19 protein-coding genes and 7 pseudogenes are annotated in these 23,178 nt (G+C 61.8%); 17 read left to right on the forward strand and 9 right to left on the reverse strand.

Annotation, left to right across the window (positions count from 1 at the left end):
- Nucleotides 1–338 precede the first annotated feature (338 nt).
- The 11 genes and pseudogenes from VOI21_RS21125 to VOI21_RS21170 all read left to right on the forward strand — a co-directional run.
- Entirely contained in the window at nucleotides 339–608 is a 270-nt protein-coding gene (locus VOI21_RS21125) for a hypothetical protein (RefSeq protein ID WP_323771948.1), read from the forward strand.
- 312 nt (nucleotides 609–920) lie between these two features.
- Nucleotides 921–1,809, forward strand: a pseudogene (locus VOI21_RS21130) (tyrosine-type recombinase/integrase).
- A 12-nt stretch (nucleotides 1,810–1,821) separates the two neighbouring features.
- A complete protein-coding gene (locus VOI21_RS21135; protein ID WP_323771949.1) occupies nucleotides 1,822–3,021 on the forward strand; it encodes an IS91 family transposase in 1,200 nt (399 codons plus the stop codon).
- A 464-nt stretch (nucleotides 3,022–3,485) separates the two neighbouring features.
- The gene (locus VOI21_RS21140) at nucleotides 3,486–4,490 is read left to right on the forward strand and encodes an AraC family transcriptional regulator (protein WP_323771950.1); all 1,005 of its coding nucleotides are present in this window, start codon (nucleotides 3,486–3,488) and stop codon (nucleotides 4,488–4,490) included.
- Between the two features lie 108 nt (nucleotides 4,491–4,598).
- Nucleotides 4,599–5,426 (forward strand): NAD(P)H-binding protein, encoded by an 828-nt coding sequence (locus tag VOI21_RS21145; RefSeq protein WP_323771951.1) that lies wholly within the window; start codon nucleotides 4,599–4,601, stop codon nucleotides 5,424–5,426.
- Nucleotides 5,427–5,450: 24 nt separating this feature from the next.
- Nucleotides 5,451–5,879: a DUF4345 domain-containing protein gene (locus VOI21_RS21150; protein WP_323771952.1), complete on the forward strand. Its 429-nt coding sequence runs from the start codon at nucleotides 5,451–5,453 to the stop codon at nucleotides 5,877–5,879.
- Nucleotides 5,834–6,085: pseudogene (locus VOI21_RS24245) on the forward strand (hypothetical protein); the annotation flags it as partial. The gene VOI21_RS21150 and the pseudogene VOI21_RS24245, both read left to right, overlap by 46 nt.
- Before the next feature lie 175 nt (nucleotides 6,086–6,260).
- Nucleotides 6,261–6,758: a DUF1772 domain-containing protein gene (locus VOI21_RS21155; protein WP_323771953.1), complete on the forward strand. Its 498-nt coding sequence runs from the start codon at nucleotides 6,261–6,263 to the stop codon at nucleotides 6,756–6,758.
- Between the two features lie 89 nt (nucleotides 6,759–6,847).
- Nucleotides 6,848–7,009 (forward strand): hypothetical protein, encoded by a 162-nt coding sequence (locus VOI21_RS21160; protein ID WP_323771954.1) that lies wholly within the window; start codon nucleotides 6,848–6,850, stop codon nucleotides 7,007–7,009.
- 22 nt (nucleotides 7,010–7,031) lie between these two features.
- Entirely contained in the window at nucleotides 7,032–7,496 is a 465-nt protein-coding gene (locus VOI21_RS21165; RefSeq protein ID WP_323771955.1) for a GNAT family N-acetyltransferase, read from the forward strand.
- A gap of 57 nt (nucleotides 7,497–7,553) precedes the next feature.
- A pseudogene (locus VOI21_RS21170) lies at nucleotides 7,554–7,808 on the forward strand (IS481 family transposase); the annotation flags it as partial.
- A gap of 114 nt (nucleotides 7,809–7,922) precedes the next feature.
- On the opposite strand, the pseudogene VOI21_RS21175 reads toward VOI21_RS21170, so the two are convergent.
- Both VOI21_RS21175 and VOI21_RS21180 read right to left on the reverse strand, forming a co-directional pair.
- Nucleotides 7,923–8,162, reverse strand: a pseudogene (locus VOI21_RS21175) (ATP-binding protein); the annotation flags it as partial.
- Between the two features lie 6 nt (nucleotides 8,163–8,168).
- A pseudogene (locus tag VOI21_RS21180) lies at nucleotides 8,169–8,462 on the reverse strand (sigma factor-like helix-turn-helix DNA-binding protein); the annotation flags it as partial.
- 147 nt (nucleotides 8,463–8,609) lie between these two features.
- Here VOI21_RS21180 and istA point away from each other — a divergent pair.
- Both istA and istB read left to right on the forward strand, forming a co-directional pair.
- Nucleotides 8,610–10,007, forward strand: a pseudogene (istA, locus tag VOI21_RS21185) (IS21 family transposase); the annotation flags it as partial.
- The gene (gene istB, locus VOI21_RS21190) at nucleotides 9,997–10,791 is read left to right on the forward strand and encodes an IS21-like element helper ATPase IstB (RefSeq protein WP_323771956.1); all 795 of its coding nucleotides are present in this window, start codon (nucleotides 9,997–9,999) and stop codon (nucleotides 10,789–10,791) included. The pseudogene istA and the gene istB, both read left to right, overlap by 11 nt.
- Before the next feature lie 508 nt (nucleotides 10,792–11,299).
- On the opposite strand, the gene VOI21_RS21195 is transcribed toward istB, so the two are convergent.
- Nucleotides 11,300–11,941 (reverse strand): M10 family metallopeptidase C-terminal domain-containing protein, encoded by a 642-nt coding sequence (locus VOI21_RS21195; protein WP_323771957.1) that lies wholly within the window; start codon nucleotides 11,939–11,941, stop codon nucleotides 11,300–11,302.
- A 109-nt stretch (nucleotides 11,942–12,050) separates the two neighbouring features.
- Here VOI21_RS21195 and VOI21_RS21200 point away from each other — a divergent pair.
- Nucleotides 12,051–12,518 (forward strand): annotated as a pseudogene (locus VOI21_RS21200) (transposase); the annotation flags it as partial.
- 127 nt (nucleotides 12,519–12,645) lie between these two features.
- Here VOI21_RS21200 and VOI21_RS21205 read toward each other — a convergent pair.
- From VOI21_RS21205 to VOI21_RS21230, 6 genes are all read right to left on the reverse strand, one after another.
- The gene (locus VOI21_RS21205) at nucleotides 12,646–13,506 is read right to left on the reverse strand and encodes a fumarylacetoacetate hydrolase family protein (RefSeq protein WP_323771958.1); all 861 of its coding nucleotides are present in this window, start codon (nucleotides 13,504–13,506) and stop codon (nucleotides 12,646–12,648) included.
- A gap of 33 nt (nucleotides 13,507–13,539) precedes the next feature.
- Complete coding sequence (locus tag VOI21_RS21210) at nucleotides 13,540–15,045, reverse strand: sugar ABC transporter ATP-binding protein (RefSeq protein WP_323771959.1); 1,506 nt, start codon at nucleotides 15,043–15,045, stop codon at nucleotides 13,540–13,542.
- A complete protein-coding gene (locus VOI21_RS21215) occupies nucleotides 15,042–16,043 on the reverse strand; it encodes an ABC transporter permease (RefSeq protein ID WP_323771960.1) in 1,002 nt (333 codons plus the stop codon). The genes VOI21_RS21210 and VOI21_RS21215 overlap by 4 nt, the downstream gene beginning before the upstream one ends.
- Before the next feature lie 13 nt (nucleotides 16,044–16,056).
- Complete coding sequence (locus VOI21_RS21220) at nucleotides 16,057–17,031, reverse strand: ABC transporter permease (protein ID WP_323771961.1); 975 nt, start codon at nucleotides 17,029–17,031, stop codon at nucleotides 16,057–16,059.
- Nucleotides 17,032–17,108: 77 nt separating this feature from the next.
- Nucleotides 17,109–17,906 carry an SDR family oxidoreductase gene (locus VOI21_RS21225; RefSeq protein ID WP_323771962.1) on the reverse strand — a complete coding sequence of 266 codons (798 nt, stop codon included), beginning with the start codon at nucleotides 17,904–17,906 and terminating at the stop codon, nucleotides 17,109–17,111.
- A gap of 76 nt (nucleotides 17,907–17,982) precedes the next feature.
- The gene (locus tag VOI21_RS21230) at nucleotides 17,983–18,942 is read right to left on the reverse strand and encodes a sugar ABC transporter substrate-binding protein (RefSeq protein ID WP_323771963.1); all 960 of its coding nucleotides are present in this window, start codon (nucleotides 18,940–18,942) and stop codon (nucleotides 17,983–17,985) included.
- Between the two features lie 291 nt (nucleotides 18,943–19,233).
- On the opposite strand from VOI21_RS21230, the gene VOI21_RS21235 reads away from it, so the two are divergent.
- The 3 genes from VOI21_RS21235 to VOI21_RS21245 all read left to right on the forward strand — a co-directional run bounded on the left by VOI21_RS21235 (nucleotide 19,234) and on the right by VOI21_RS21245 (nucleotide 23,176).
- Entirely contained in the window at nucleotides 19,234–20,982 is a 1,749-nt protein-coding gene (locus VOI21_RS21235) for an extracellular solute-binding protein (RefSeq protein WP_323771999.1), read from the forward strand.
- Between the two features lie 18 nt (nucleotides 20,983–21,000).
- A complete protein-coding gene (locus VOI21_RS21240; RefSeq protein ID WP_323771964.1) occupies nucleotides 21,001–21,810 on the forward strand; it encodes an SDR family NAD(P)-dependent oxidoreductase in 810 nt (269 codons plus the stop codon).
- 67 nt (nucleotides 21,811–21,877) lie between these two features.
- Nucleotides 21,878–23,176 (forward strand): Xaa-Pro peptidase family protein, encoded by a 1,299-nt coding sequence (locus VOI21_RS21245; protein WP_323771965.1) that lies wholly within the window; start codon nucleotides 21,878–21,880, stop codon nucleotides 23,174–23,176.
- The last annotated feature ends 2 nt before the right edge of the window (nucleotides 23,177–23,178 follow it).

Here is a 23,178-nt window from a genome sequence, read left to right on the forward strand (position 1 = left end):
GATACCCTCTCGCCGAAAAATAACGTAAGCCATTGACTTATATATAAAATAAAGCACCAAAATAATATCGAAAGAATTTTGGCGCGCGGCACAAGATGTAGATCTTTTTGAAAGTCAACGATGAATTTTCAGCCTTTCTCCCAGATCGCCGGATACTGCATTGCTCAGCCATGAGGATTCCGGTCATGCATAGGAAGTGGTGAAAGGTTTGGTGCGTCACGTTCGTAGTTTCCGACCTCGAACAACTTTCTGTACGGTTAGATGCGTGCTGTGCGGCTGTAGATCAGCGCCTGCAATTCCCAGAACATGTAGTAATTACTGTCTATGCCAACCGCACGATGATTGAGATCATGCTGTTTGCTCGTTTCGCGATTATGGAACTGCGACTGGCGACTGATACTCCGACCTTCATTCTTGATACGCTTGACGACGATAAACAGATTGCGTGGATCGACGACTTCGCAAATCGGGTGCAATGGCCTGTCTCAGACGCTCCGAGTGCGTATCTGCTTGATAGTGGTGTGAACCCGGCCCACAATCTCATTGAGCCTTCTATTGCGGCAAATAAACAGGATGCTGTTGTACGATCCCGGGCCGTAGACGACTGAACCGCCCTTTGTTTGCCTGAGATCCAGAAGTAAGGGTACTGGGCGTCTGACCGATTGAAATGCTGCCCATATTGCTCAACGTCCGCTTCGGCGAAGCCGCAATGCAGCGACGGCTCATGCCGTGAAAGGCAGCGACGGGCCGTTCGCGTTGAGCACGGCTGCGGTAGGATGGGCGGAGGGACTAAGCCGCTCCGCGGCATTGGCGCGCTTGGCTAATGTTGCCGCCCGGCCCTCATGGGGTCTGCGCGTTTTGTGATCTCGGCGACCTGGCTGACGATTGGGGCCTTCTCAATCATCAGACAGGAGGCTCCCATGACAGAGGAGAGAGTAAGCCCGCTACGCCAGCGGATGATCGAAGACATGAGCATTCGGGGTTTGGCCGAGAAGACCCAGAAAGCCCATATTCGCAACGTGAAGCATTTCGCGGCGTTTCTTGGGCGGCCGCCTGACACGGCCACGCCGGAGGAATTGCGCGCGTATCAGCTCAAAATGACCGAGGACAGCGTGTCGGCCAGTACGTTCAACGTGCGTATTATTTCGCTTCGCTTCTTTTTCGGCACCACCTGCGGACGTGAAGACATGAAACGATTCATGCAGTTTCACCGCAAACCCCGCAAATTACCCATAGTGCTAAGTGTCGAGGAGGTGGCCGATCTGTTGGCCGCCGTTCCCGGCCTCGGGCTCAAGTATCGCGCCGCCCTTGGCATCAGCTACGGGGCGGGGCTGCGCGCCTCCGAGGTGTGCAACCTCAAGGTAACGGACATCGACAGCGACCGCATGCTGATCCATGTCGATGACGGCAAGGGTGGTCGAGATCGCAAAGCGATGCTGTCGCCCAATCTGCTCGCGTTGTTGCGCGACTACTGGTGTGAATTCCCGTCCGGAGGGGTGGCTGTTCCCGGGCAAGCCCAAAATCAACCCGCTGTCGCCGCGCCAGTTGAACCGGGCGTTCACCTCGGCCAAGCACATGGCGGGCATCAAGAAGGCGGCAACGCTGCACACGCTCCGCCACAGCTTCGCGACCCATTTGCTGGAGGCGAACACGGACGTGCGGGTCATTCAGGTGTTGCTCGGCCACGCCAAGCTGACAACCACTGCGCGTTACGCCCATGTGGCCACCAAGACGATCTGCAGCACCGTCAGCCCCTGTGAGCAAATCAAGCTGCTGCAAGACGAGACCCTGCGACGACGGATGCAATAGCGCCCGGGACCAGTGGCCCGGCCAAAGCTGGAGATCGCTGACATCTTTCGACGATACGGACCTGCGTGGCGGCAGGCCAATGCGGGGCATGTCAGCCTCTCCCAGCTCAAGGTGATGTCGGCGATTGCAGCCTGCCGAACCGAGGCGCTCGGCGGGCACGTGGCGGGATGCACCAAATGCGGCCACCATCACATCGCCTACAATTCTTGTAAGAACCGGCACTGCCCGAAGTGTCAGGGGCCAGCGGCGCGCGACTGGATGGAGGCGCGTGCCGCGGATCTGCTGCCCGTGGAATACTTCCACGTCGTCTTCACGATGCCGGCCGAGATCGCGCAGATCGCCTATTGGAACAAGCGGGAGGTCTATGGTCTGCTGTTCAGGGCCTCGGCACAAACGGTGATAACCATCGCGGCCGATCCCAAGCGTATGGGCGCGCGGGTGGGCATGACCAGCGTTTTGCACACTTGGGGCTCGGCACTGACCCACCACCCGCACATCCATATGATCGTGCCAGGCGGCGGGTTGTCGCCCGACGGCACCAGGTGGGTCGCCTGCCAACCTGGGTTCTTCCTGCATGTGCGGGTGCTGTCGCGGCTGTTCCGGCGCCTGTTTCTGGAAGGGTTGATGGATCTGCACCGCGCCGGACAGCTGGCCTTCTTCAGCGATCTCGAACGGTTGACGCATGCAGATGCCTTTGCCACCTGGCTCGCTCCGTTCCGCAAATCCGAATGGGTGGTTTATGCCAAGCCACCCTTCGGCGGCCCGGAGGCCGTGCTGGCCTACCTGAGCCGATACACCCACAGGGTCGCGATCTCGAACGCCCGCCTGGTCAGCGCCGATGCCGATACCGTGGCCTTCCGCTGGAAGGATTACCGCATCAAATCCGGCGATCGCCAAAAGGTCATGTGGCTGGCCACGCCCGAGTTCATGCGCCGGTTCCTGATCCACGTCCTGCCTGACGGCTTCCACCGCATCCGGCATTACGGGCTGCTCGCCAGCGCCGCCCGCAAAGCCAACATCACCAAGATCCGCGCCTTGCTCTGCGTCCAGCGGCCTGAACTGGTCGCCGTGCCGGAACCACAGACCGAGATCACCCCGCTCACCCTGCGCGAACCCTGTCCCTGTTGCGGCGGCCCCATACGCATCATCGAGGTCTTCCGGCGCGGGCAAAAACCGATGTCGCGCGCGCCACCCAGGGAGCAGGCCGCATGACATATCGCCCGTCATCCGACGCGAAGCAGCACCGGCTACAATCCGCAGTTCCGATCCGAACAGCGTGTGCGCTCCCATGTCCAGCGCGGCCAAAGGCGGCAGCAACTCCGAAACGCACAGCCTTGTCGGGATCACTGGCCGGGTTTGCGATCGTCTCGGGCACCTGGCTCGCCATCAGCCGCACCCCGGATGCAGCCGCCGCTCCGACCGCCTGCGCACTTTCCCCATAAAATGATCCAAGACCCCTGCGGCTTCCTCCTTCCGAGGTTTGTCAACGCGGACCGCCACCTCCCGGCCGCCCACGTCGCGCCGCGACCCGCATCGAAAAACCTTCAGGAAAGCGGTCGTTCGCCGCACGTACAGGCTGCATGCAAGATTTAGCGAAAAGAGGACATCCAGTCCGCTTCGCGCCCAGATCCACCTCAAGCTTGGCTGCTCACCACGCGTATCTTAGAATGCCGGGCATGGGATATGTGACGTCACTTTTCGCGCGCAAGGTGGTCGCCGCGGCGGGTGGTGAGGTCGATGCTGAGGCGATGCTGGCCAGCGTCGGGATCGCCCCCGACGATTCCTTTGACGCCGGGCAGATGGTTCCGGCCGAGCTTTACTACGACATGCTCGAAAGGATCGCCGATCAGATCGACGTGACCGACCTGCCGGTGCGGACGGGCGCCTCCATGCGGCCGGACGAATACGGAGCGCTTGGGCTGGCCTTCAAGGCTGCAACGACGCTCAAGGCGTCCTATGGGCGTGTGGAACGCTATGCGCGTCTTTGGACCAGCGTTGTCGAATACGAACTGCGGCCGGCGGCTGGGGGCACGCTCTTCATCCTGCACCGGGCGGGCGAGCGGCGCCTCGGGATGCGGCTGTCGAACGAGGCGACCCTTGCAAGCGCCGTGTCAATCGCAAGGCAGGTCTGCCCGGTGCCGCTCGCGCCGGTGGAGGTGCTGCTCAGTCATCCCGCCCCGTGCTCTATCACCGCACACGAGGACTGGTTCGGCTGTCCGGTACGCTTCGGCGCAGACCTCGACGCGATCCTCTATGCCGACGAGACGCTGGCCCGGCCCAACATCCTCGGGGACGAGGGGATCTCGAAATACCTCGCCACGCATCTCGACGCGGAACTGTCCCAGCTCACCCGGGCGCCCGCGCTTGTCACGCAGGCCCAAGCCGCAATCGCCCAGGCTCTCAGCGAGGGGACGCCGAAGATGGCTGATATCGCCCGCGGCCTCGGGCTCAGCGTGCGGTCCTTTCACAGGCGCCTCGCCGAGCAGGGGATGAACTTCCAGAGCCTCACCGAAGAAACCCGCCGCGACCTCGCCGAGGGGCTCTTGCAGGACGAGCGGCATTCCCTGGCCGAAATCGCGTTTCTCACAGGGTTCTCCGAGCAGAGCGCCTTTACCCGCGCGTTCAAGCGCTGGGTCGGCACGACGCCCGCGACCTACCGCAAGGATATGTCCCACCGCTGAAGCTCGTATTGGCGACGGCGGTCAAAGGGCTGGCAGCGCCGGTCAATACCGCGCAGCATCCCCGCGCCTATCCTTGGGCTACCGATACACAAGCCAGGGAGACACCCCATGCAAGACCAACCGATCCTCGTCATCGGCGCAACCGGCAAGACCGGTCGCCGCGTCGCCCGCCGCCTCGCGGCGCGTGGCCTGCCCGTGCGCCGCGGCTCACGCAGTTCCGCCACGCCCTTTGACTGGGAGGCGCCGGAGACCTGGGCCCCGGCCTTGCGCGGGGCCCGTGCGGCCTATGTCACCTACTTTCCCGATCTCGCCTTTCCCGGAGCCGTGGAAAAGCTGGAGTCACTCTGCGAAACGGCCCGCGACATGGACGTCGAGCATCTCGTACTGCTCTCCGGCCGCGGCGAGCATCATGCGCGGCTGGGCGAAGAGGTGGTGCGCAATTCCGGCGTCGACTTCACCATCGTCCGGGCCGCCTGGTTCGCGCAGAACTTCTCCGAAGGCTACCTGCGCGATCCGGTGCTGGCCGGCATTCTTCCGATGCCCGGCGGCGATGTCGCCGAGCCCATCATCGACATCGACGACATTGCCGATGTTGCCGTCGCGGCGCTGACCGAGGAGGGACACAAGGGCGAACTCTACGAAGTGACCGGTCCGCGGCTGATGTCCTTCGCGGACATGGCGGGTGAGCTTTCGCGGGCGACCGGGCGCGAGATCCGGCATATCCCAATCAGCTTCGAGGAGTTCCACGCGAACGTCGCGCAGGCTGGTGGCCCCTTCGTCGCCGACGTCTTCACCGCCATCGCACGCGAAACCCTGGACGGACGCAACGCCCACACCACTGATGGCGTGATGCGCGCCCTCGGCCGCGGCCCCCGCGACTTTGCCGACTTTGCCCGCGCCGCCGCCAAATCCGGCGCATGGACAAGCGCCGCGTGACGCCCCCAGTGAAAGGACCATGACATGAGACCCACCCTGTTTGAGAAATTCGCGCTCGGTGTCTCCGGCCTCACCGCGCTCACCATCGGCGCTTTGATCCTGTGCGCGCCGCAGACCTTCTACGCCAGCTACGGCATCACGCTGGGCCAAGGCGCGAACCTGCTCAGCGAATTGCGCGCCCCCGGCGCGGGCCTCGCCGGTTTCGGCCTTCTGATGCTGCGCGGCATCTGGCGGCTTGCGGCCCTGCCCGTTGCCATGGCTGTGGCCCTGACGGTCTTCATCGCCTTTCCGGCCGGACGGCTGGTCGGGCTTGCGGTGGACGGGATGCCCTCCGCCAGCGTCATCGGCGCTCTCATCGTGGAGTTGATCATCGCCGCGCTCTGCCTCGCAGCCTTCCGCCGGCGACTTTGGAAGCCGGCGCCCAGCCTCTCCACGGTTCAGCCCGCGCGCTGAGTCTGTCACGGCGGCGTGGCCCTCGACGTCCTGCCGCCGCCCTCAACGTGCTCCACGTCATGGCCGTGACCGGTCGTCGGAACATGCCATTGAACCAACGCCTCGACGATGTCGAGAATTGGGGCACCCTCTCGCATGCCTACTGCGACACCTACAAAAGCGACTGGACCCGCTGGAACCACCCGCGCTGTAGCGCGGCTCTGGCCGCCGCCGTCTGTTATCTCGGTGCGGCCCTCGCGCTGGCCAGCCCCGACACGGGGGCTCTCGCTCACGGTCGCCCGGGCCGACATCGCCAAGTTCCTCAACCAGCAGATCACCGACAGTGGCCATCTGCTCCGTGCCGCCGCCATCTCAAACCGACTTTTCCAAAGGAGAAACCGCATGTTGTCCGAGCTCTTCGAAATCACACTTGTCGCTGCCACGCTGGCCACGGGCCTCATCGCCGGCGTGTTCCTCACGTTCTCCGACTTCGTGATGCGCGGCCTCGGCCGGGCGCAGCCCGCGGCCGGGATCGAGGCGATGCAATGGATCAACCGCGAGGTCTATCGCTCGCTGTTCATGGTCCTGCTGATCGGCATGAGCTTCGCCTCACTCGGCCTCGCGGTTCTGGGCGCCGTGCTGATCGGCGGGGCCGTGGCCTATTGGCTAGCGGCAGCCGGGGCGCTCTACGTGCTCGGCGTGATGGCCGTGACCGGCCGCCGGAACGTACCGATGAACCAACGCCTCGACCATGTCGAACACTTGAGCGCGCACGCGCACGACTACTGGAAGACCTACAAGCGCGACTGGACCCGTTGGAACCACCTGCGCTGGGCGACGGCTCTGGCCGCGTCCGTCTGTTATCTCGGTGCGGCCCTCGCGCTGGCCAGCCCCGCATGATCCGCAGGAGGTCCTCGGTGCCTGAACGCGGGCGGGCCTCCAGCGGTTGGCGATGCCACCCACCTTCCAAGACCACGAAAGGAAACCGCATGTTCAACCTGCTCAAACCCAATCCCGAAGCCCGGCGCAAGCGCCACAAACAGCTCCACGTGCCGCGTCACCTGCCACCGCATCTGATGCAGGACATCGGCCTCCAGCCTTGGGTCGAGGTGACGCGCGAGGACCCGGCTCTCCGGCGTCATATCTGGTGATCCACATAAAGGAGGTGGGCGCATGTCTGGAAATGTATTGAAGATGCGCCCCGCGCGGGAGGTCGATCTGCCAACCATCGTCGCGATGCTGGCCGATGACGTGCTTGGTGCGTCGCGGGAAAACGCTTCGCCAGCTGTAGATGATTGCTACCTGGCTGCATTTGCGGAGATTGATGCCGACCCGAACCAGTTTCTTTGTGTTGTCGAGGACAGGCAGCAAATTGTCGGAACCCTGCAACTCACCTTCATCCCGGGCCTCTCTCGCAATGGCACCAAGCGAGGACAGATCGAGGCGGTGCGGATCGCGAGCGACCGTCGGGGCGGCAAGCTAGGCGAAGCAATGTTTGCTTGGGCGATCAGCGAATGCCGGGCACACGGGTGTTCGTTGGTTCAGCTCACCACCGACAAGGCCCGGCCAGACGCCCATCGCTTCTATGACCGTCTGGGTTTTGAACCGACCCATATCGGATACAAGCTAGAGATCTAGGTGTTTGATCCCACGATTTGATGGTGCGATCCTTTCTCAGGCTTGGAAGGAAGCATTTTGGGACAAGTCCGTCACGGGAGCGCCACGACAACGCACGCCGTCAGAGCTGCATTACAGCGATTGCAAGCTTCGCTCGCGCAACTAAGCAAGGAGCTGAGTATCAACCCCAAGACCGTTGCGAAGTGGCGTAAGCGTGCGACGGTCGAGGACTAGAAGACCGGGCCAAAGGAGCCGCGCTCAACCGTTCTCACCGAAGCAGAGGAGGCAATGATCGTTGCATTCCGGCGGCACACGTTACTGCCGCTGGATGATTTGCGCATTCCAGAGAAGTTGGGCGGTCATTCCACGCGATCGTGGGCAGCGATTCCACGGCATCGTGGGCACCTATTCCATGAACTTGGGCAGGTGACCGACGCGTTCATGGGATCAAGCTTGCCCAAGTTGGTCAAGCGGTTTTGCGGTTGTCATCTTTCTGCGCATGCTTTCTCCGGTCAGGGTGAGGCGGTGGGCGTTGTGAACCAGGCGGTCGAGGATGGCGTCGGCGAGAGTTGGATCGCCGATGGCCTCGTGCCATTGGTCGACCGGCAACTGGCTTGTGACGATGGTTGAGCCGCGACCCTGCCGGTCCTCGAAGATTTCCAGGAGATCACGGCGTTCGGTGGCGGTGAGCACCGACACGTTCCGCTTGCGCAACTCACGATCAACCAACGACCAGTCCGGAATGGGCCGCTCGGGCGTCGGCAGTGACTTCAAGTCCGGGAAAAGCAGCAGCTCAAGGCTGTCGTCATCAAGACCCTCCGGAAGGGGCCACTCCAACCCGGCCTGTCGCGCCCGGGTCACGTAGTTGTTCACACTGCCCTTCGACAGGCCCAGCGACGCGGCAATCGCGCGGTCGCTCATCCCTTGGGTCAGCTTCAGCCTCAAGACATCTCGAATTCGGCGCATCAGCAATCGTTTCGTTGGCATTCGGGTCCTCTCCATTTCTGGAAAGAACTCCTAAGGTCAGACTGCCGGTCTGACCCGCCCACGATCGTCTGGAATCCGTGCCCATGATCACGCGGAATGCTTGCCCATCATCCCGTGGAAAACCTGCCCACCATCGTCTGGAATACGCAGTTGGCTGGCTGGCTGAAGACGGAATCGGCCAAATCTCGTAAGCAGCGGCGGACGCTGAAGCAGATGCATGCCGATCTGGTGGTTCTCGGATTTGACGGGTCATACAACCGGGTTGCGGCTTTTGCGCGTGATTGGCGGGCAGATCGGCAGCGAGATCAGCAGACGACAGGCCGCGGCACCTTCGTGCCACTGTCATTTCGCCCGGGCGAGGCATTCCAGTTCGACTGGAGCGAGGATTATGCGATGCTGGGGGCGGCGAGCGCACGAAGCTGCAAGTCGCCCATATCAAGCTGTCGCACAGCCGGGCCTTTCTGGTCCGGGCGTATCTGCTGCAAACGCATGAGATGTTGTTCGATGCCCACTGGCACGGGTTCCGGGTTTTCGGCGGCATCCCGGAGCGCGGCATCTACGACAATATGCGGACCGCAGTTGACCGCGTCGGTCGCGGGAAGGACCGGCAGGTCAACATGCGCTTCCTTGCCATGGCAAACCACTACGTGTTCGAACCAGCGTTTTGCAATCCGGCCGCGGGCTGGGAGAAGGGACAGGTCGAGAAGAACGTGCAGGACGCGCGCCATCGTCTGTGGCAACTCATGCCGAGCTTCCCGATCTCGTGGCGCTGAACGACTGGCTGGAACAGCGCTGTGTCGCGTTGTGGACTGACATTCCGCATGGAACACCGCCGGGCAACGTTGCCGACGTCTGGACCGCAGAACAAGCTGCGCTGATGCCATTGCCACCCGCCTTCGATGGCTTTGTCGAACTGAGCAAGCGGGTCTCGCCCACCTGCCTGATCAGCTTTGAACGCAACCGCTACAGCGTTCCGGCGTCATTTGCGAACCGCCCTGTCAGTCTCCGCGTCTATCCGGACAGGCTGGTGGTCGCAGCCGAAGGACAGATCCTGTGTGAGCATGTGCGGGTGATCCAGCGCAGCCACCACCTCCCGCCACGCACAATTTACGATTGGCGTCATTACCTGGCCGTCCTTCAGCGCAAGCCCGGCGCATTACGCAACGGTGCGCCCTTCGCGGAATTCCCTCCGGCCTTCAAACAGCTCCAGGACCTCATGCTCCGCAAGCCGGGCGGTGACCGGGTCCCTCTCGGGACATTGCTGAGCAATGCCCTGCCGGGCAGTGGATGGTCGATATCCTGGCGCTGGTCCTGCACCATGATGAACAGGCCGTGCTGGTCTCCGTGGAAATGGCGCTGGCCGAGGGTGTCGCCACAAAAACCCATGTGCTGAACCTTCTGCACCGGCTAATCGACGGAAAGACGATCGGCGGGCCGGACATCGAAACACCACAGGCACTGGCCTTGCGCAGTGAGCCAAAGGCGAATGTCGAACGCTATGATGGCCTGCGGGCCCTGACCGCCGGAGGCCGCCATGCGTCATGATCCCGCCAGCGGTGCCATCATCATCATGCTGCGCAGTCTGAAGATGCACGGCATGGCACAAGCAGTCACCGACTTGATGGAACAGGGGGCGCCGGCCTTTGATGCTGCGGTGCCGATGCTCGCTCAGTTGCTGAAGGCCGAAGTGGCAGAACGGGAGGTCCGGTCCATTGCCTATCACATGAAGGCGGCACGCTTCCCGGCTTACAAGGACCTCTCGGGATTCGACTTCGCGGCCAGTGAGATCAACGAGGCCACGGTGCGCCAACTGCATCGCGGCGAGTTCATGGACGGGGCGCAGAACGTCGTCCTGATCGGCGGCCCCGGCACCGGTAAAACCCATGTTGCGACAGCCCTTGGCGTGCAGGCCGTCGAACATCACCGCCGCAAGGTCCGCTTCTTCTCGACTATCGAGCTGGTCAACACCCTTGAACAGGAGAAAGCCAAGGGGAAGGCTGGGCAGCTTGCCGAAAGCCTCACCAAGCTCGATCTCGTGGTTCTGGACGAGCTGGGCTACTTGCCGTTCTCCGCCTCGGGCGGCGCGCTGCTCTTCCACCTGCTGAGCAAGCTCTACGAACGCACCAGCGTCGTCATCACCACGAACCTGAGCTTCAGCGAATGGGCCACCGTCTTCGGTGATGCGAAGATGACAACCGCGCTGCTCGATCGGCTAACTCACCGCTGCCACATCCTGGAGACCGGAAACGACAGCTTCCGTTTCAAGGCCAGTTCGGTCGCAGCTACGCGGAAAACCAAGGAGGATACTCATGCCTTGACCAAAGCCTGACCCCCGAAACATAACCTAAAGGTGGGTCAGTTCTCGATGGAAAACCCGGGTCACTTCTGGGTGGAAATCAACAGCACTCCCCATCATAAGATGGGGATCACCTGGCAGCCTACGCCATCAGCGGCAACGTGGGGCGCAGACACCGCTTACGTTCGATTTCAGTTCCATGTGGTCGAACGCGACTTCGGTCGAAGTGTTTAGGCACGTCGTGAGAAAAGTTTCTTTGTTACAGCAGCTTGCAATAAATTCACCAAATGGGCGCAGTCATCAGGTCCGGAGAACGCGGGCCCTCAGAGACCGATTTTGGACTACTTAGCGCCGGGGAAGGTGCTCAGCTTTGCCCGCATAACTCTTGAATATAACGGAAAAACCCGGTCGCAGCCGGATCGGGAGAACCGTTTCTAAAGGGCAAGTGGCGGAGCGGACGCGACTGCCGTCGAACCTTCTCTGGGTTTAAAGTTATTGATTTTAAATATTTAATTCTTGGATGCCTCTCTTGCCGGTTCCCTTACAAGACGAAATCGCTGGCCGCCAATCCGACAACGCCGCCCACTCGGATTTCGGCATCTATCGCTCCGGTGCCATCCACATCCAACTGCACAATCGTCGATCCGCTGGGGGTTTCGTACAGCCTCAATTCGGCGTTGCCCGTGGACGCGAAAGCGGCCGCTCCGCGGAAGCCGAAGGCAGCTGACGCCATTGCGGAAACGTCGATCAAGTCCACTCCGGATACGAAATCCATGATCTGATCACGCAGGGCCCCTATGCCCGCTTCGACAATACTGCCGAAGACGAAGATATCGCTACCAGCTACGCCGTAAAGGTAATCCAGCCCTGGCCCGCCGGACAGCGTGTCATTGCCAATGACACCACGAATGACATCCGTCCCGTCACCGCCATCCAAGATATCCTCCCCGCCGTAGCCATGGATGGAGTCGTTGCCGCCATTGCCCGTCAGCGAGTTATCCAGATCATTGCCCGCAATCAGGTCATGGCCTGTGCCAGTCTCGGCATTATCGAAGTTGAGGATCGTATCGCCGCTAGCCAGCGGATCGCCGGAGACCGTGTTGTTCCGCATCCCCAGGATTATGGCACTGGTGGCCGCGGAATAGTCGATCGTGTCACTGCAGCCGGGCGAGCCGTCCAGCACCTCTGCACTGAGCCCGCCGATCAGGTGGTCCGCCGTCGTCGCTCATGGTATCGTTGCCGCCTCGGCCCAAAAGGACGTTGTTCCCGCTGTTGCCAATACGAACTAGACCTGTCGCCTCCACTGGATGCGCAACGCCCTCGCACATGTCTCCTGCGGACAGCACACCGTTGTCGTCGCCGCGATCTGCCAGGATTTCGACTAACCCGATCGAAAATCCGCAGGGGAAACCTGGCGCCGTGTCGCCGACCAGCTCCGCTCACGCTGACCAAAACTGGCGGATCTAATGGATGAGAACGAGCAAGACGTCCTGGCCTACATGGCGTTCCCTCGCCAGCATCGGACCAAGCTGCACAGCACGAACCCTATCGAGCGTTTGCACAAGGAGGTGAAGCGGCGAGCCAACGTCGTCGGGATCTTCCCCAACGAGGCGTCCATCACCCGCCTCATCGGTGCCGTCCTGTCCGAGCAGAACGACGAATGGCAGACTGCAAGCCGCTACATCCAGGTCGAGGCGTTCGCCCAGATCGACCACGAGGAGATTGATCCCATTCTCAGCATAACAACCCAAGCCGCCTGATCATGACCTCAGGCCATCTGGGAAATCACACCAGCTTGACGGACGTGACCTCGTTTTCTTCTCTTCCTATGCTCATACCAACCGACCCGGAATTCTGGAGACGCTTCATGGTTCTGGATGCTAAATGTCAGGTTTTTGCTGCCAGCACCAAGGACCGCTGTTCGCCAAGGCCGTCGATGCCCAGCGAGACTGTCTCTCCGCCAGCCAGATAGCGCGCGGGCTTTTGCCCCATGCCCACACCAGGCGGAGTTCCCGTAGAAATGACGTCGCCCGGCTGTAGGCTCATGAACTGGCTGCAATAGGCGATCAGGTTCGGGATCTTGAAGATCAGTGTCGCTGTCGTGCCGTCCTGCATGCGCTCTGCGTCCACGTCGAGCCACATGGAAAGATCGCTCACGTCGCTCACCTCGTCCAGGGTCACCAGCCAGGGACCGGTGGGACCGAAGGTGTCGCACCCTTTGCCCTTGTCCCAAGTCCCGGCGCGGTTCAGCTGGAAATCGCGCTCGGAGACATCGTTGATGACGCAGTAACCCGCGACGTGGTCCATAGCGTTGGCCTCTTTGATGTAGGCGCCGGGGTCGCTGATGACGACGCCGAGTTCGACCTCCCAATCCGTCTTGACGCTGCCGCGCGGGATCTGGATTGGATCGTTTGGTCCGCAAATCGCAGAGGTCCACTTGTTGAAGATGATCGGCTCTTCCGGGATGGGCATTCCGGCCTCTTCTGCATGGTCGGCATAATTCAGGCCGATGCAGACAAATTTGCCGATGTTGCCGACACAGGGGCCAAGGCGCAGGTCCGCCTGCGGCGTTCCCGGGACAAGTGGCAAAGAGGCAGGATCAATCTCTTTCAAGGCGTACAGCGCGGCGCTGCGCAAGGTTTCACCGGAGATATCGGGGACCACGTTCGACAGGTCCCTGACATTGCCATCCTTGTCCAAAAGGCCGGGTTTCTCGGCCCCGGCCGGGCCGTAGCGAAGCAGTTTCATAATGTCTCCAGTCTGGAAGATTTGAGTTCTGCGTCAGGCCACGTGTTCGCCGCCAAGGCCGGAGATGGCCTGAATCAAGCTGTCCTCCGTCACCTCCTCAGAGGTGAAGGTCCGCATGATCCGGCCGGAATACATGGCCACGATCCGGTCCGCGACGTGCAGCACCTCGGGCATTTCAGAGCTGATGACCACCACCGCATAGCCCTGGGCGGCAAGATCGCGCAGCAGCTTGTGGATCTCGGACTTGGAACCGACGTCGATCCCGCGCGTGGGTTCGTCCACGATCAGCACGTTGGGATGCATGGACAGCCATTTGCCGATGACGATCTTTTGCTGGTTGCCGCCCGACAGGTTGCCGACCTTTTGCCGCCAGCCGGGTGTGCGGATGTCCAGCCGGTCGCGATACTGATCGAAAATCGCGATTTCTGCGCCCTCGGCCACAAACGGGCCTGCCTTGAGATCATCCACCTGCGGCAGGGTCATGTTGTCCCGGCAGTTCATGCCCAGTACAAGACCCTGCCCCTTTCGATCCTCGGGGACAAGGCCGATCCCCCGGGCGATGGCGTCTACCGGCGAATGAATGCGCACCTCTTCGCCGTCCAGCAGGATCTGCCCGGCAGAGGGCGCGCGCAGGCCAAAGAGTGTCTCTGCGATTTCGGTCCGACCGGCCCCCACCAACCCGTAAAAGCCCAGCACCTCGCCGCGCCGCACGGAAAAGTCGATGTCCTGATATAGCTTGCCGCAGCTGAGGCCCCGCACTTCCAGCGCGACCTCGCCCATTTCATGATGAGAGGCATTGCGGCTTAGGTCGAGCTTGCGGCCGATCATCATATGCGTCACGGATTCCTCGTCCGTCTCGGCAGTGGCGACCGTGCCCTGGTACTGACCGTCCCGCAGGATCGAGATGCGGTCGGTCATCTTGAAAATTTCCTCCATCCGGTGGGAAATGTAGACGATCCCGACACCCGAGGCCCTCAGATCGGAGATCACGTCGAACAACACGACCTTTTCCGCATCGGTTAGCGAGGCTGTCGGCTCATCAAAGATCACCGCCTTGGCATCTACCGTCAGCGCGCGGGCAATTTCGACCATCTGCTGGTTGGCGATCGACAGGTCACCGACACGGGTCTTGGCGTCGAAACCGACGTTCAGCTTTTTCAGGATGGCGTCCGTCCGGGCCGTCAGCGTAGCCCAGTCGACGCGCCCGAAACTCTTGCGCGGCAATTCCCCCAGGTAGATGTTCTCGGCCACGCTCAATTCCTCGGCAAGGCTGAGTTCCTGGTGGATGAAGACGATGCCCTTGGCCTTGGCTTCCAGCGGCCCCGCCATGGCGACTTTTTCGGACCCCATGTAGATCGCGCCTTCGGTCGGTTGGTGGATGCCGCCGAGAACCTTCATCAGGGTGGATTTGCCCGCGCCGTTTTCGCCCATCAGCGCGTGGACCTCACCGGGCATGACCGCAAAGGAAACCCCATCGAGGGCACGGACGCCGGGAAAGGTCTTGACGATGTTTTCGAGTCTGAGAACCGGTTCGGTCATACCTTCAGCTCCTCTTTGCCCTTGATGTTCAACTGACGGTCGAGAACCAGAACAACGATCAGGATCAGGCCGATCACGAGGTTGACCGTCGAGGTATCCGCCCCGATATGGCCAAGTCCCTTGCGCAAGAGCTGGATGGCGATGACACCGCCGAAGGTGCCGATGACATTGCCCGCGCCGCCGGTAATCTTGGTGCCGCCCAGCACGACGGCGGTGATGACCCAAAGTTCGTATAGTTGCCCGTCGTTGGGGTTCACCGAGCCGGATTCAGAGTAGAAGACCACCGCCGACAGCGCTGCGAGAAAGCCGATGATGGCGAAGTTGATCATCATGTGCGGCCCGACCCGGATGCCGGCATTGACCGCCGCCTCGCGGTTGTCGCCGATGGCATAGGCGTTGCGGCCATGCACGGTGCGGGCCATCACGAACCATATCACCAGCGTCACCCCCAGCAGAAACCACGACGCTGTGGCAAGGCCGAGGAACTCCGCCTCGGCGAAATCCACCAGCGTCCAGTTCAGGTGGCTGGTCGGGTTTTCACCGTTGAACATGAAGACGATGCCGCGAAAGCCCAGCATTGACCCCAACGTCACGATGAAGGCGTCGACCCCGGTTTTCCAGACGATCAGCCCGTTGAGCGCCCCGAACAGGGTGCCAACCAGCAAGGCCAGCAGCCAGGCCACCGGGATCACCCAGTCGCCGAGACCGGCAAAGATTGGCCAGGTCATGCTGTCGAGCAAGACGATCGCGGCAATGGCAAAGGTGGCGCCAACGCTGAGGTCAATATTGCCGTTCACCATGACGATCGTCATGCCCATGGCGATGATTCCGATGGGCGCTGACTGCTTGAGCAGCAGCAGCATGTTTTCCCAGTCCATAAACGCCTTTTCGGAGAGCGAGAGGTATTCTCCCGCGATGCTGAAGAAGATCAGCTCCAGCACGATGAAGCCCCAGATGGCGCCGCTTTTCAGCGCCTTGGACAATGCTCCCGATTGCATGTTTCCCCTCCCCTTACGCCATCGATGACCAGAGCCTGCCGCGCTTGGCCGCGATATCGAGCCAGACAGCTAGGATGATGATGATCCAGGTCACAACGAACTGGACGTAGAATTGCAGCCCCAGCAGAAGCAGGCCGTTCTGAATGAACCCGAGGATCAGGACCCCGATCACCGTTTTGAAGATCGTGCCGGACCCGCCCAGAAGCGATGCACCGCCAAGGATCACCGCCGCCAGAACTTCGAGTTCCATCCCTTGCCCGACCGTGTTCTGCGACCCCAGCGAGCGGCTGGCCTGCATGACGCCGGCCGTTGCCACGCAGCCCGCCGAAAGCAGGTAACAGGTAAAGACCGTTCGGGCGCGCCGGATGCCGGAAAAGGTCGCCGCCGTCCCGTTGCCGCCCACCGCATAGACCTTGCGCCCGAAGGCGGTCTTGGCAAGCACCAGCCCCAGCAGGGCTGCCAGCCCCACGAAGATCAGGATCGGTACCGGAATGCCTAGCGCCGAGCCCTGGCCGAAGACGGCGAACCAGGTGCCTTCCTTGTCGGCGATGTCCATGTTCTGACCGCCGGAATAGGTCAGCGTCAGCCCGTGGATCGCCGATAGCATCCCCAGCGTAACAATTAGCGAGTTAAGCCTGAGATACCCCACCAGGAAACCGATGAAAGCCCCCAGGCAGAGGGTCATGCCGAACATGGCGGGAATGGCCAGCAGCGGGCCGATCTTGTCATGCAGGTCCAGCACGACGATGGTCGAAAAGGACATCATCGACCCGACCGAAAGATCGAGGTTGCCGCTGATGACTACAAAGGTCACGCCCAGCGCCATGACCCCTAGGATCGCGGACGAGCGGACAACGCTGAACAGATTGTCGACGGTCAGGAACTTGGGGTTGGCGAGGGTAAAGGCGATCATGAAGACCGCAAAGGCAATCAGGATGCCCTGACGGGCCAGAACGGTTCCGATCTGTTGTCTGGTGAGTGTAGCCATGATCCCCTCCCTAAGGTCGTTGGCCGTGTGCAATTTGTCCGGCAAGTATTTCGCTTTCCGCTCCTTTCGACCGGACCTCAGACCAATGTCATGCCGCCGTCGATCATGACGATCTGACCGGTCATGTAATCACTGTCCTTCGACGCGAGGAACGTGGTCGTCCCGGTGATATCTGCAGGTGTCGCGACGCGGCCCTTCAGGATGTCCGAGGAAAACGCCTCCATCGCCTGTCCCGGGCGCTGTGCCGCGCCGATGTCCATGAGATCGCGGTCGACCTGCTCCCACATTTCGGTCGCGACCACGCCCGGGGCAAAGCCCGTGACCGTTATATCGTGTTTTGCAAGGTCCCGCGCCGCGGATTGCGTCAGCGAAACCACGCCCCATTTCGACGCGCAATAGGGCGCGACATTGTCAAAGCCCTGCCGACTGGCGACGGAGGCCGTGTTGATGATCTTGCCGGAAGAGCCTTGCCGGATGAATTGCCGGGCGGCCTCTTGCATGCCGATCAGGCATCCCAGGCCGTTTACGTTCATGATGAAGGTCCAGTTGTCCTCGGTCACGTCGAGGAAGTTCATCGGCCTATTCACGCCGGCGTTGTTGAATTTCACATCCAGCTTGCCAAAGATTTCCACCGTGTGGGCGATCATGGCCTGAACGGCGGACCGGTCGGTCACGTCGACATGGGCGTATGTCACCTGGGCCTCGTTCTGCGCGGCGCGTGGCCGGTTTGCCTCGGCCACCTCGGCAACCTTGTGTTCGGCGATGTCCGCAAAGCAGACATCCGCCCCCTCGTCCAGCAAAGCCTCGCCGATGGCACGCCCGATCCCCTGGGCCGCCCCGGTGACAATGCAGGATCGTCCAGACACGCGGCCCATGGCGATCTCCCAAAAATGTCTTGAATTGTCGTAAAAAACCGAGCGCGGCAGACCGCGCCCGGTTTCCAAAGTGGTCTCAGAAGACCGGCTTGGTGTAATCGCCCATGTTGTCCTGGGTGATCTTCGGCGTATCGAAGTAGTTCAGGAACGGCACGTCTTCGCCGTTCAGAACGTCCAGCGCGGTTTTCAGCGCCGCCTCGGCGTCATCGACCGGCGACTGGTAGATCGACCCCCAGTACTCGCCCGCTTCCATCGCCTCGTAGCCGACGGCAAAGTTCGTGGCGCCGACAAAGATGATGCCGTCACGGCCGGCGGCCTTGGCCGCATTCAAGGCGCCGACACCCATGTTGTCATCACCGGCATAGACGCCGTCGATATCGTCATACTTGACGAGGAAGGCCTCCATGACCTGCTGCGACTTTTCGCGGTTCCAGTCACCCGGCTGGGTTTCCAAGACGGTCACGTTCGGGCAGACCTCGGGCAGACGGTCGTCAAAGCCCTTCGCGCGCTCGATTGCCGTAGTGTAGCCCGGCTGGCCGGTGATGTGCACCACCTGCGCCTCATCCTCGATGCCCATGTCCTTGAACTTGTCGCACATGATCTCGGCCGACCGCGCGCCCTGGGTGATGTTGTCGGGCCCCGAGAAGGAGCTGACAAAGTCAAACCCGGCGTCGGCAATGTTGGAATTGGTAACGATGACCGGGATACCGGCCTTGTGCGCCTTGCGCACCGCGGGGATCACGGCCTCGCCATTCGTCGGCCAGATGATGATCGCATCAACTTCCTGCTGGATCAGATCCTCCATCTGGGCGATCTGGCGGGCCACGTCGCCGCCGCCGTCCAGCACGACGACCTCGACATTGGGGTTGGCCTCTGCCGCGGCGATGAAGGCCTTTTCATAGGTGGTCTGATAGCTGTCCACGCCGACGTTGTTCTGCGTGATGCCGATCTTGTAGCTGGCATGGCTTTCGGCAAAGGCTGCGCCGGACAGTGCTAGAGACGCTGCGGTTGCGCAGAGTACGGTACGAAGTTTCATTCCAGTTTCCTCCCGGATTGTCATAGACGTCCAATCCCCCACCTCCCGGGGGAATCATCATCCGGCGCACCGGACGATTGCAGTGAATGTGAGCCATTCGCGCCCTTCGACACCCTTTCAAATTGTCCAAAATGGACAAAACAAAGTCCATTCTGGATACTTTGGCGCTACGCTGCGTCAGCCATTTTGAACACTTTAGGAGGTATCGCGATGCGCCGGTCCGGAACATCCGATTTGAACAGTTCGGCGGACGATGACCCGCGAACCGCAGGAAAGGCGTCGACCCGACAGATGAATGCCATGGGCCCTCATACCGAAGACCGGATGCAGTCCCAACCGGCGACCGGCGAGATGCTGGGCATTCTTGCCTATCTGGAGGAATGCGAGGCCGAGTTGGAAGCCGCGATCGAACTGAACGCGCCAAATCCGGTGTTCCGCATGGCGCTGCATGTGATCAAGGGGCATCTGGAGGCAAAGATCATCACGCCGACGTCGCTGATCGCCGCCTCGAACGTGCCCTACGCAACGGCGAACCGGCGCCTGAAGGAGATGATCGACGCAGGCCTGATCGACCAGCGCCCAAGGACGAAATCAGGCAAAAGCTTTTCGATGCACCCCAGCGACAAGCTGCTGGACCAATGGGCGCGGGTGGCAGGGCGCATCCGCAGGCTGACCGAGACCTACTTTGGCACCGAAGCCGGCACGGCCGAGGACCGCGACTACTATTTCGGCGGGTCCTACATGACGACCCGCTCGATCCAACCGATCCAGGTCTTGCCGGAACCGCTGAAAGTGGCGGGCGGGATCCGCGTTCTGGTGCATGGCGATCCGACCTTCATGGTGATGGAAAACCTGAAACGGCAATTCGAACAGGTGATCGGCACCCAGATTCATCAACGCGCCTTTTCCATCGACCGGTTGCGCGAAGAGGCGCTGCGCAATGCGGAACGCAAGGCCAGCCGCTACGACATCATCGCGCTGGACCTGCCCTGGGTCGGAGAGTTTGCCGCCAAGGGCGTGCTGATGCCGCTGGACGAGGCGATGGATGTCGAAAAGCTGGACCCCGCGGATTTTCACACAGCCGGCTGGAAAGCGGCACATTGGGCCGGACGCTCCTATGGCGTCCCCGCGCAGACCACGCCTGAATTGTTGTTCTACCGGCGCGATCTCTTTGCCAAAGCAGGACTGGAGCCACCCGCGACGACTGACCAGTTGCTGAAAGCGGCACGGCACATGCACGCGCCGCAAAAAGGCCGGTACGGTATTGCCTGGAATGCCGCCCGTGGTACGGCTCTGGGACATACCTTCCTGATGACGCTGTCGGATTTCGGCCAACCGGTGCTGGATTTGCCCGAGATCGCGGGCGGATTCGACACCGATGCCCTGGCGGACCGGGCCTACCGGATCACCATCGACACGGACAAAGGGCTGCAAGCCGCAGAATACCTGCTGGAACTGCTTGATTATTCGCCGCCCGATATCCTGTCGATGTCTTGGTACGAACGTGTCCGCCCTTATGCGGCGGGCAAAATCGCGATGGCCTACGGCTATACCCTGCTGGCCCCCTACTTCGAGCTGGACCCGTCGTCCCCCGCCTTTGGTCAGACCGGCTACTTGCCGCATCCGCATGGCCCGGGGGCAGGCAATGTCGCGCCTGTCGGTGGATACGTCATGGGCATCCCGGCCAACATCGCGCCAGAGCGCCTGCCTGCAGCGGCCGAGGCGCTGCGCGTTTTCACCAGCCCGGAGGCGCAGAAACTCTACGTTCAGAACGGCAGCCGCACCAATCCGCGCTACTCGGTTGCCGCCGATGCCGAGGTGCGCCGCGCCTCGCCGATCTTCGAAGCGGTGGATGCCATGTCATGGCGCGATGAGCTGCAGTTCTGGCCGCGTCCGCCGGTGCCCGAAATCACCGGCATCATCCAGATCTGCGGCGAAGAACTGCACGACATGCTGCGCGGGCTGATCCCGCCGCGCGAAGCATTGCAGCGCGCCCAGAGCAGGGCCGAGGCCCTGCTCGAACAAACCGGGACAACTTGATCCGAGGAGGAGAGACTCATGGACCCCAACCGCCTGAAAGGCAAGAATATCCTGATCACCGGAGCGGCCCGGGGAATGGGTGCGGCCAACGCCGAATCCTTTGCGGCCCAGGGCGCAAACGTCTGCCTTGGCGACCTGGACGGCGCGGCGGCACAGGAAATGGCCGAGACGATCAACGCCGCCGACAACGGAAAAGCGATCGGCGTGCAGATGGATGTGACCAAGCGCGCGGACAACGCCGCCGCCGTCGCCGCCACGGTCGAGGCCTTCGGCTCGATCAACGTCGGCCTGTTCAACGCCGGCCTCAACAAGCCCCGGTTCTTCATGGATATCGATGAAGACAACTGGGACATGATCATGAACGTCAACACCAAGGCGATGTGGCTGGGCATGCAGGAGACCGCCCGCCAGATGATCAAGCAGGGCCCGATGGCGGATCATCCCTACAAGCTGATCAACGTGGGCTCCATTGCCTCGCGCAAACCGCTGGTGGACGTGACGGTCTATTGCACGTCGAAATACGGCTGTCTCGCGCTGACCCACTGCGGCGCGCTGGGGCTGGCCGAGCACAATATCACCGTCAACGGCTACGCGCCCGGAGTCGTGGTCACGCCGCTGTGGGAGCAGTTGGACAAGGATCTTGTCGATATCGGCTTCAAAGAGCGCGAAGGACAGGCCTACGATGACATTGTCCGCGACGCCCTGCAGATCAAGCGCGTCTCCTATCCCAAGGACATCACCGGCACCGCGTCCTTCCTTGCCAGTGACGACAGCGACTACATGACGGGCCAGATGGTCCACGTCGACGGCGGTTGGTGCATCCAGTAACGCCGCCCCTTTCCTGCCATTTTCACCCTGATGAACGGGCCGCCCGCGCGACCCGAAGGAGCCACTCATGTCACGCGCCCTGATGCCGAACCTGCTGACCCCCAAGGACCTTGAACCCAACTGGGAATGGCGCGAGCGCCTGCCCGCCTGGGGTCACACCTCGGTCGATTTCGAACGCCGGATCGACCATGACCGCCTGCGCCGCTATCGCCTGGCCCGCACGCGCCAGTCCCTGCAGAATTCCCAGGCCGGGTCGCTGCTGCTCTTCGACGTGAACAACATCCGTTACGTCACCGCCACCAAGATCGGCGAATGGGAGCGGGACAAGATGTGCCGCTTCTGCCTGCTCACCGGCGACGACAGCCCCTATGTCTGGGATTTCGGCTCGGCCGCGGTACACCACAAGCGGCACTCCGACTGGCTCGAGCCCGATCACTGCCTGGCCGGCGTGGTCGGCATGCGCGGCACCATCCCGCCCGATTTCGGCCTGATGCAGAAATACGCCAAAATGATCGCCCAGCTGATCAAGGACGCGGGCATGGCGGGCATGCCGGTGGGTGTGGATTACGCCGAAACCGCGATGTTCCATGCCCTTAAGGAAGAGGGCATCAACGTGGTCGACGGCCAGCAGATCATGTTGTCGGCGCGCGAGATCAAGAACTGGGACGAGATCCAGCTGCTGACACAGGCCGCCGCCATGGTCGATGGCGTCTATCACATGATCTACGAAGAGCTGAAGCCGGGCGTGCGTGAGAACGACATCGTCGCGCTGTCCAACAAGATGCTCTACGAGATGGGCTCGGACGACGTCGAGGCGATCAACGCGATCTCGGGCGAACGCTGCAACCCGCATCCGCACAACTTCACCGACCGGCTGATCCGGCCCGGCGACCAGGCGTTCTTTGACATCCTGCAAAGTTACCAGGGCTATCGCACCTGCTACTACCGGACGTTCAACGTGGGCCGCGCGACACCCTCGCAGAACGACGCCTACGTGAAGGCGCGGGAATGGATCGACGCCTCGATCGCGATGATCAAGCCGGGCGTGACCACCGACAAGGTGGCCGAGGTCTGGCCGACCGCCGAGTCCCTGGGCTTCCCGAACGAGGATGCGGCCTTTGGCCTGCAGTTCGGCCACGGCCTGGGCCTGGCGCTGCACGAACGGCCGATCATCAGCCGTGCGATCAGCCTGGATCACCCGATGGAGATCAAGACCGGCATGGTCTTTGCGCTGGAAACCTACTGCCCGGCGACGGACGGCTATTCGGCGGCCCGGATCGAGGAAGAGGTCGTCGTGACCGAAACCGGCTGCGAGGTGATCAGCCTCTTCCCCGCCGAGGACCTCCCCATTGCGAACCGGTATTGATC

This window comes from Antarctobacter sp., from assembly GCF_034670325.1.
Lineage (GTDB): Bacteria > Pseudomonadota > Alphaproteobacteria > Rhodobacterales > Rhodobacteraceae > Antarctobacter.

Bases quoted from the DNA above. Each gene is read 5' to 3' on its own strand.
- VOI21_RS21230 (WP_323771963.1), bottom strand. From the start codon at position 18,942: ATGAAACTTCGTACCGTACTCTGCGCAACCGCAGCGTCTCTAGCACTG.
- VOI21_RS21205 (WP_323771958.1), bottom strand. From the start codon at position 13,506: ATGAAACTGCTTCGCTACGGCCCGGCCGGGGCCGAGAAACCCGGCCTT.
- VOI21_RS21145 (WP_323771951.1), top strand. From the start codon at position 4,599: ATGCAAGACCAACCGATCCTCGTCATCGGCGCAACCGGCAAGACCGGT.
- VOI21_RS21215 (WP_323771960.1), bottom strand. From the start codon at position 16,043: ATGCAATCGGGAGCATTGTCCAAGGCGCTGAAAAGCGGCGCCATCTGG.
- VOI21_RS21165 (WP_323771955.1), top strand. From the start codon at position 7,032: ATGTCTGGAAATGTATTGAAGATGCGCCCCGCGCGGGAGGTCGATCTG.
- VOI21_RS21150 (WP_323771952.1), top strand. From the start codon at position 5,451: ATGAGACCCACCCTGTTTGAGAAATTCGCGCTCGGTGTCTCCGGCCTC.
- istB (WP_323771956.1), top strand. From the start codon at position 9,997: ATGCGTCATGATCCCGCCAGCGGTGCCATCATCATCATGCTGCGCAGT.
- VOI21_RS21140 (WP_323771950.1), top strand. From the start codon at position 3,486: ATGGGATATGTGACGTCACTTTTCGCGCGCAAGGTGGTCGCCGCGGCG.
- VOI21_RS21155 (WP_323771953.1), top strand. From the start codon at position 6,261: ATGTTGTCCGAGCTCTTCGAAATCACACTTGTCGCTGCCACGCTGGCC.
- VOI21_RS21125 (WP_323771948.1), top strand. From the start codon at position 339: ATGATTGAGATCATGCTGTTTGCTCGTTTCGCGATTATGGAACTGCGA.
- VOI21_RS21240 (WP_323771964.1), top strand. From the start codon at position 21,001: ATGGACCCCAACCGCCTGAAAGGCAAGAATATCCTGATCACCGGAGCG.
- VOI21_RS21245 (WP_323771965.1), top strand. From the start codon at position 21,878: ATGTCACGCGCCCTGATGCCGAACCTGCTGACCCCCAAGGACCTTGAA.
- VOI21_RS21235 (WP_323771999.1), top strand. From the start codon at position 19,234: ATGAATGCCATGGGCCCTCATACCGAAGACCGGATGCAGTCCCAACCG.
- VOI21_RS21220 (WP_323771961.1), bottom strand. From the start codon at position 17,031: ATGGCTACACTCACCAGACAACAGATCGGAACCGTTCTGGCCCGTCAG.
- VOI21_RS21210 (WP_323771959.1), bottom strand. From the start codon at position 15,045: ATGACCGAACCGGTTCTCAGACTCGAAAACATCGTCAAGACCTTTCCC.
- VOI21_RS21225 (WP_323771962.1), bottom strand. From the start codon at position 17,906: ATGGGCCGCGTGTCTGGACGATCCTGCATTGTCACCGGGGCGGCCCAG.
- VOI21_RS21160 (WP_323771954.1), top strand. From the start codon at position 6,848: ATGTTCAACCTGCTCAAACCCAATCCCGAAGCCCGGCGCAAGCGCCAC.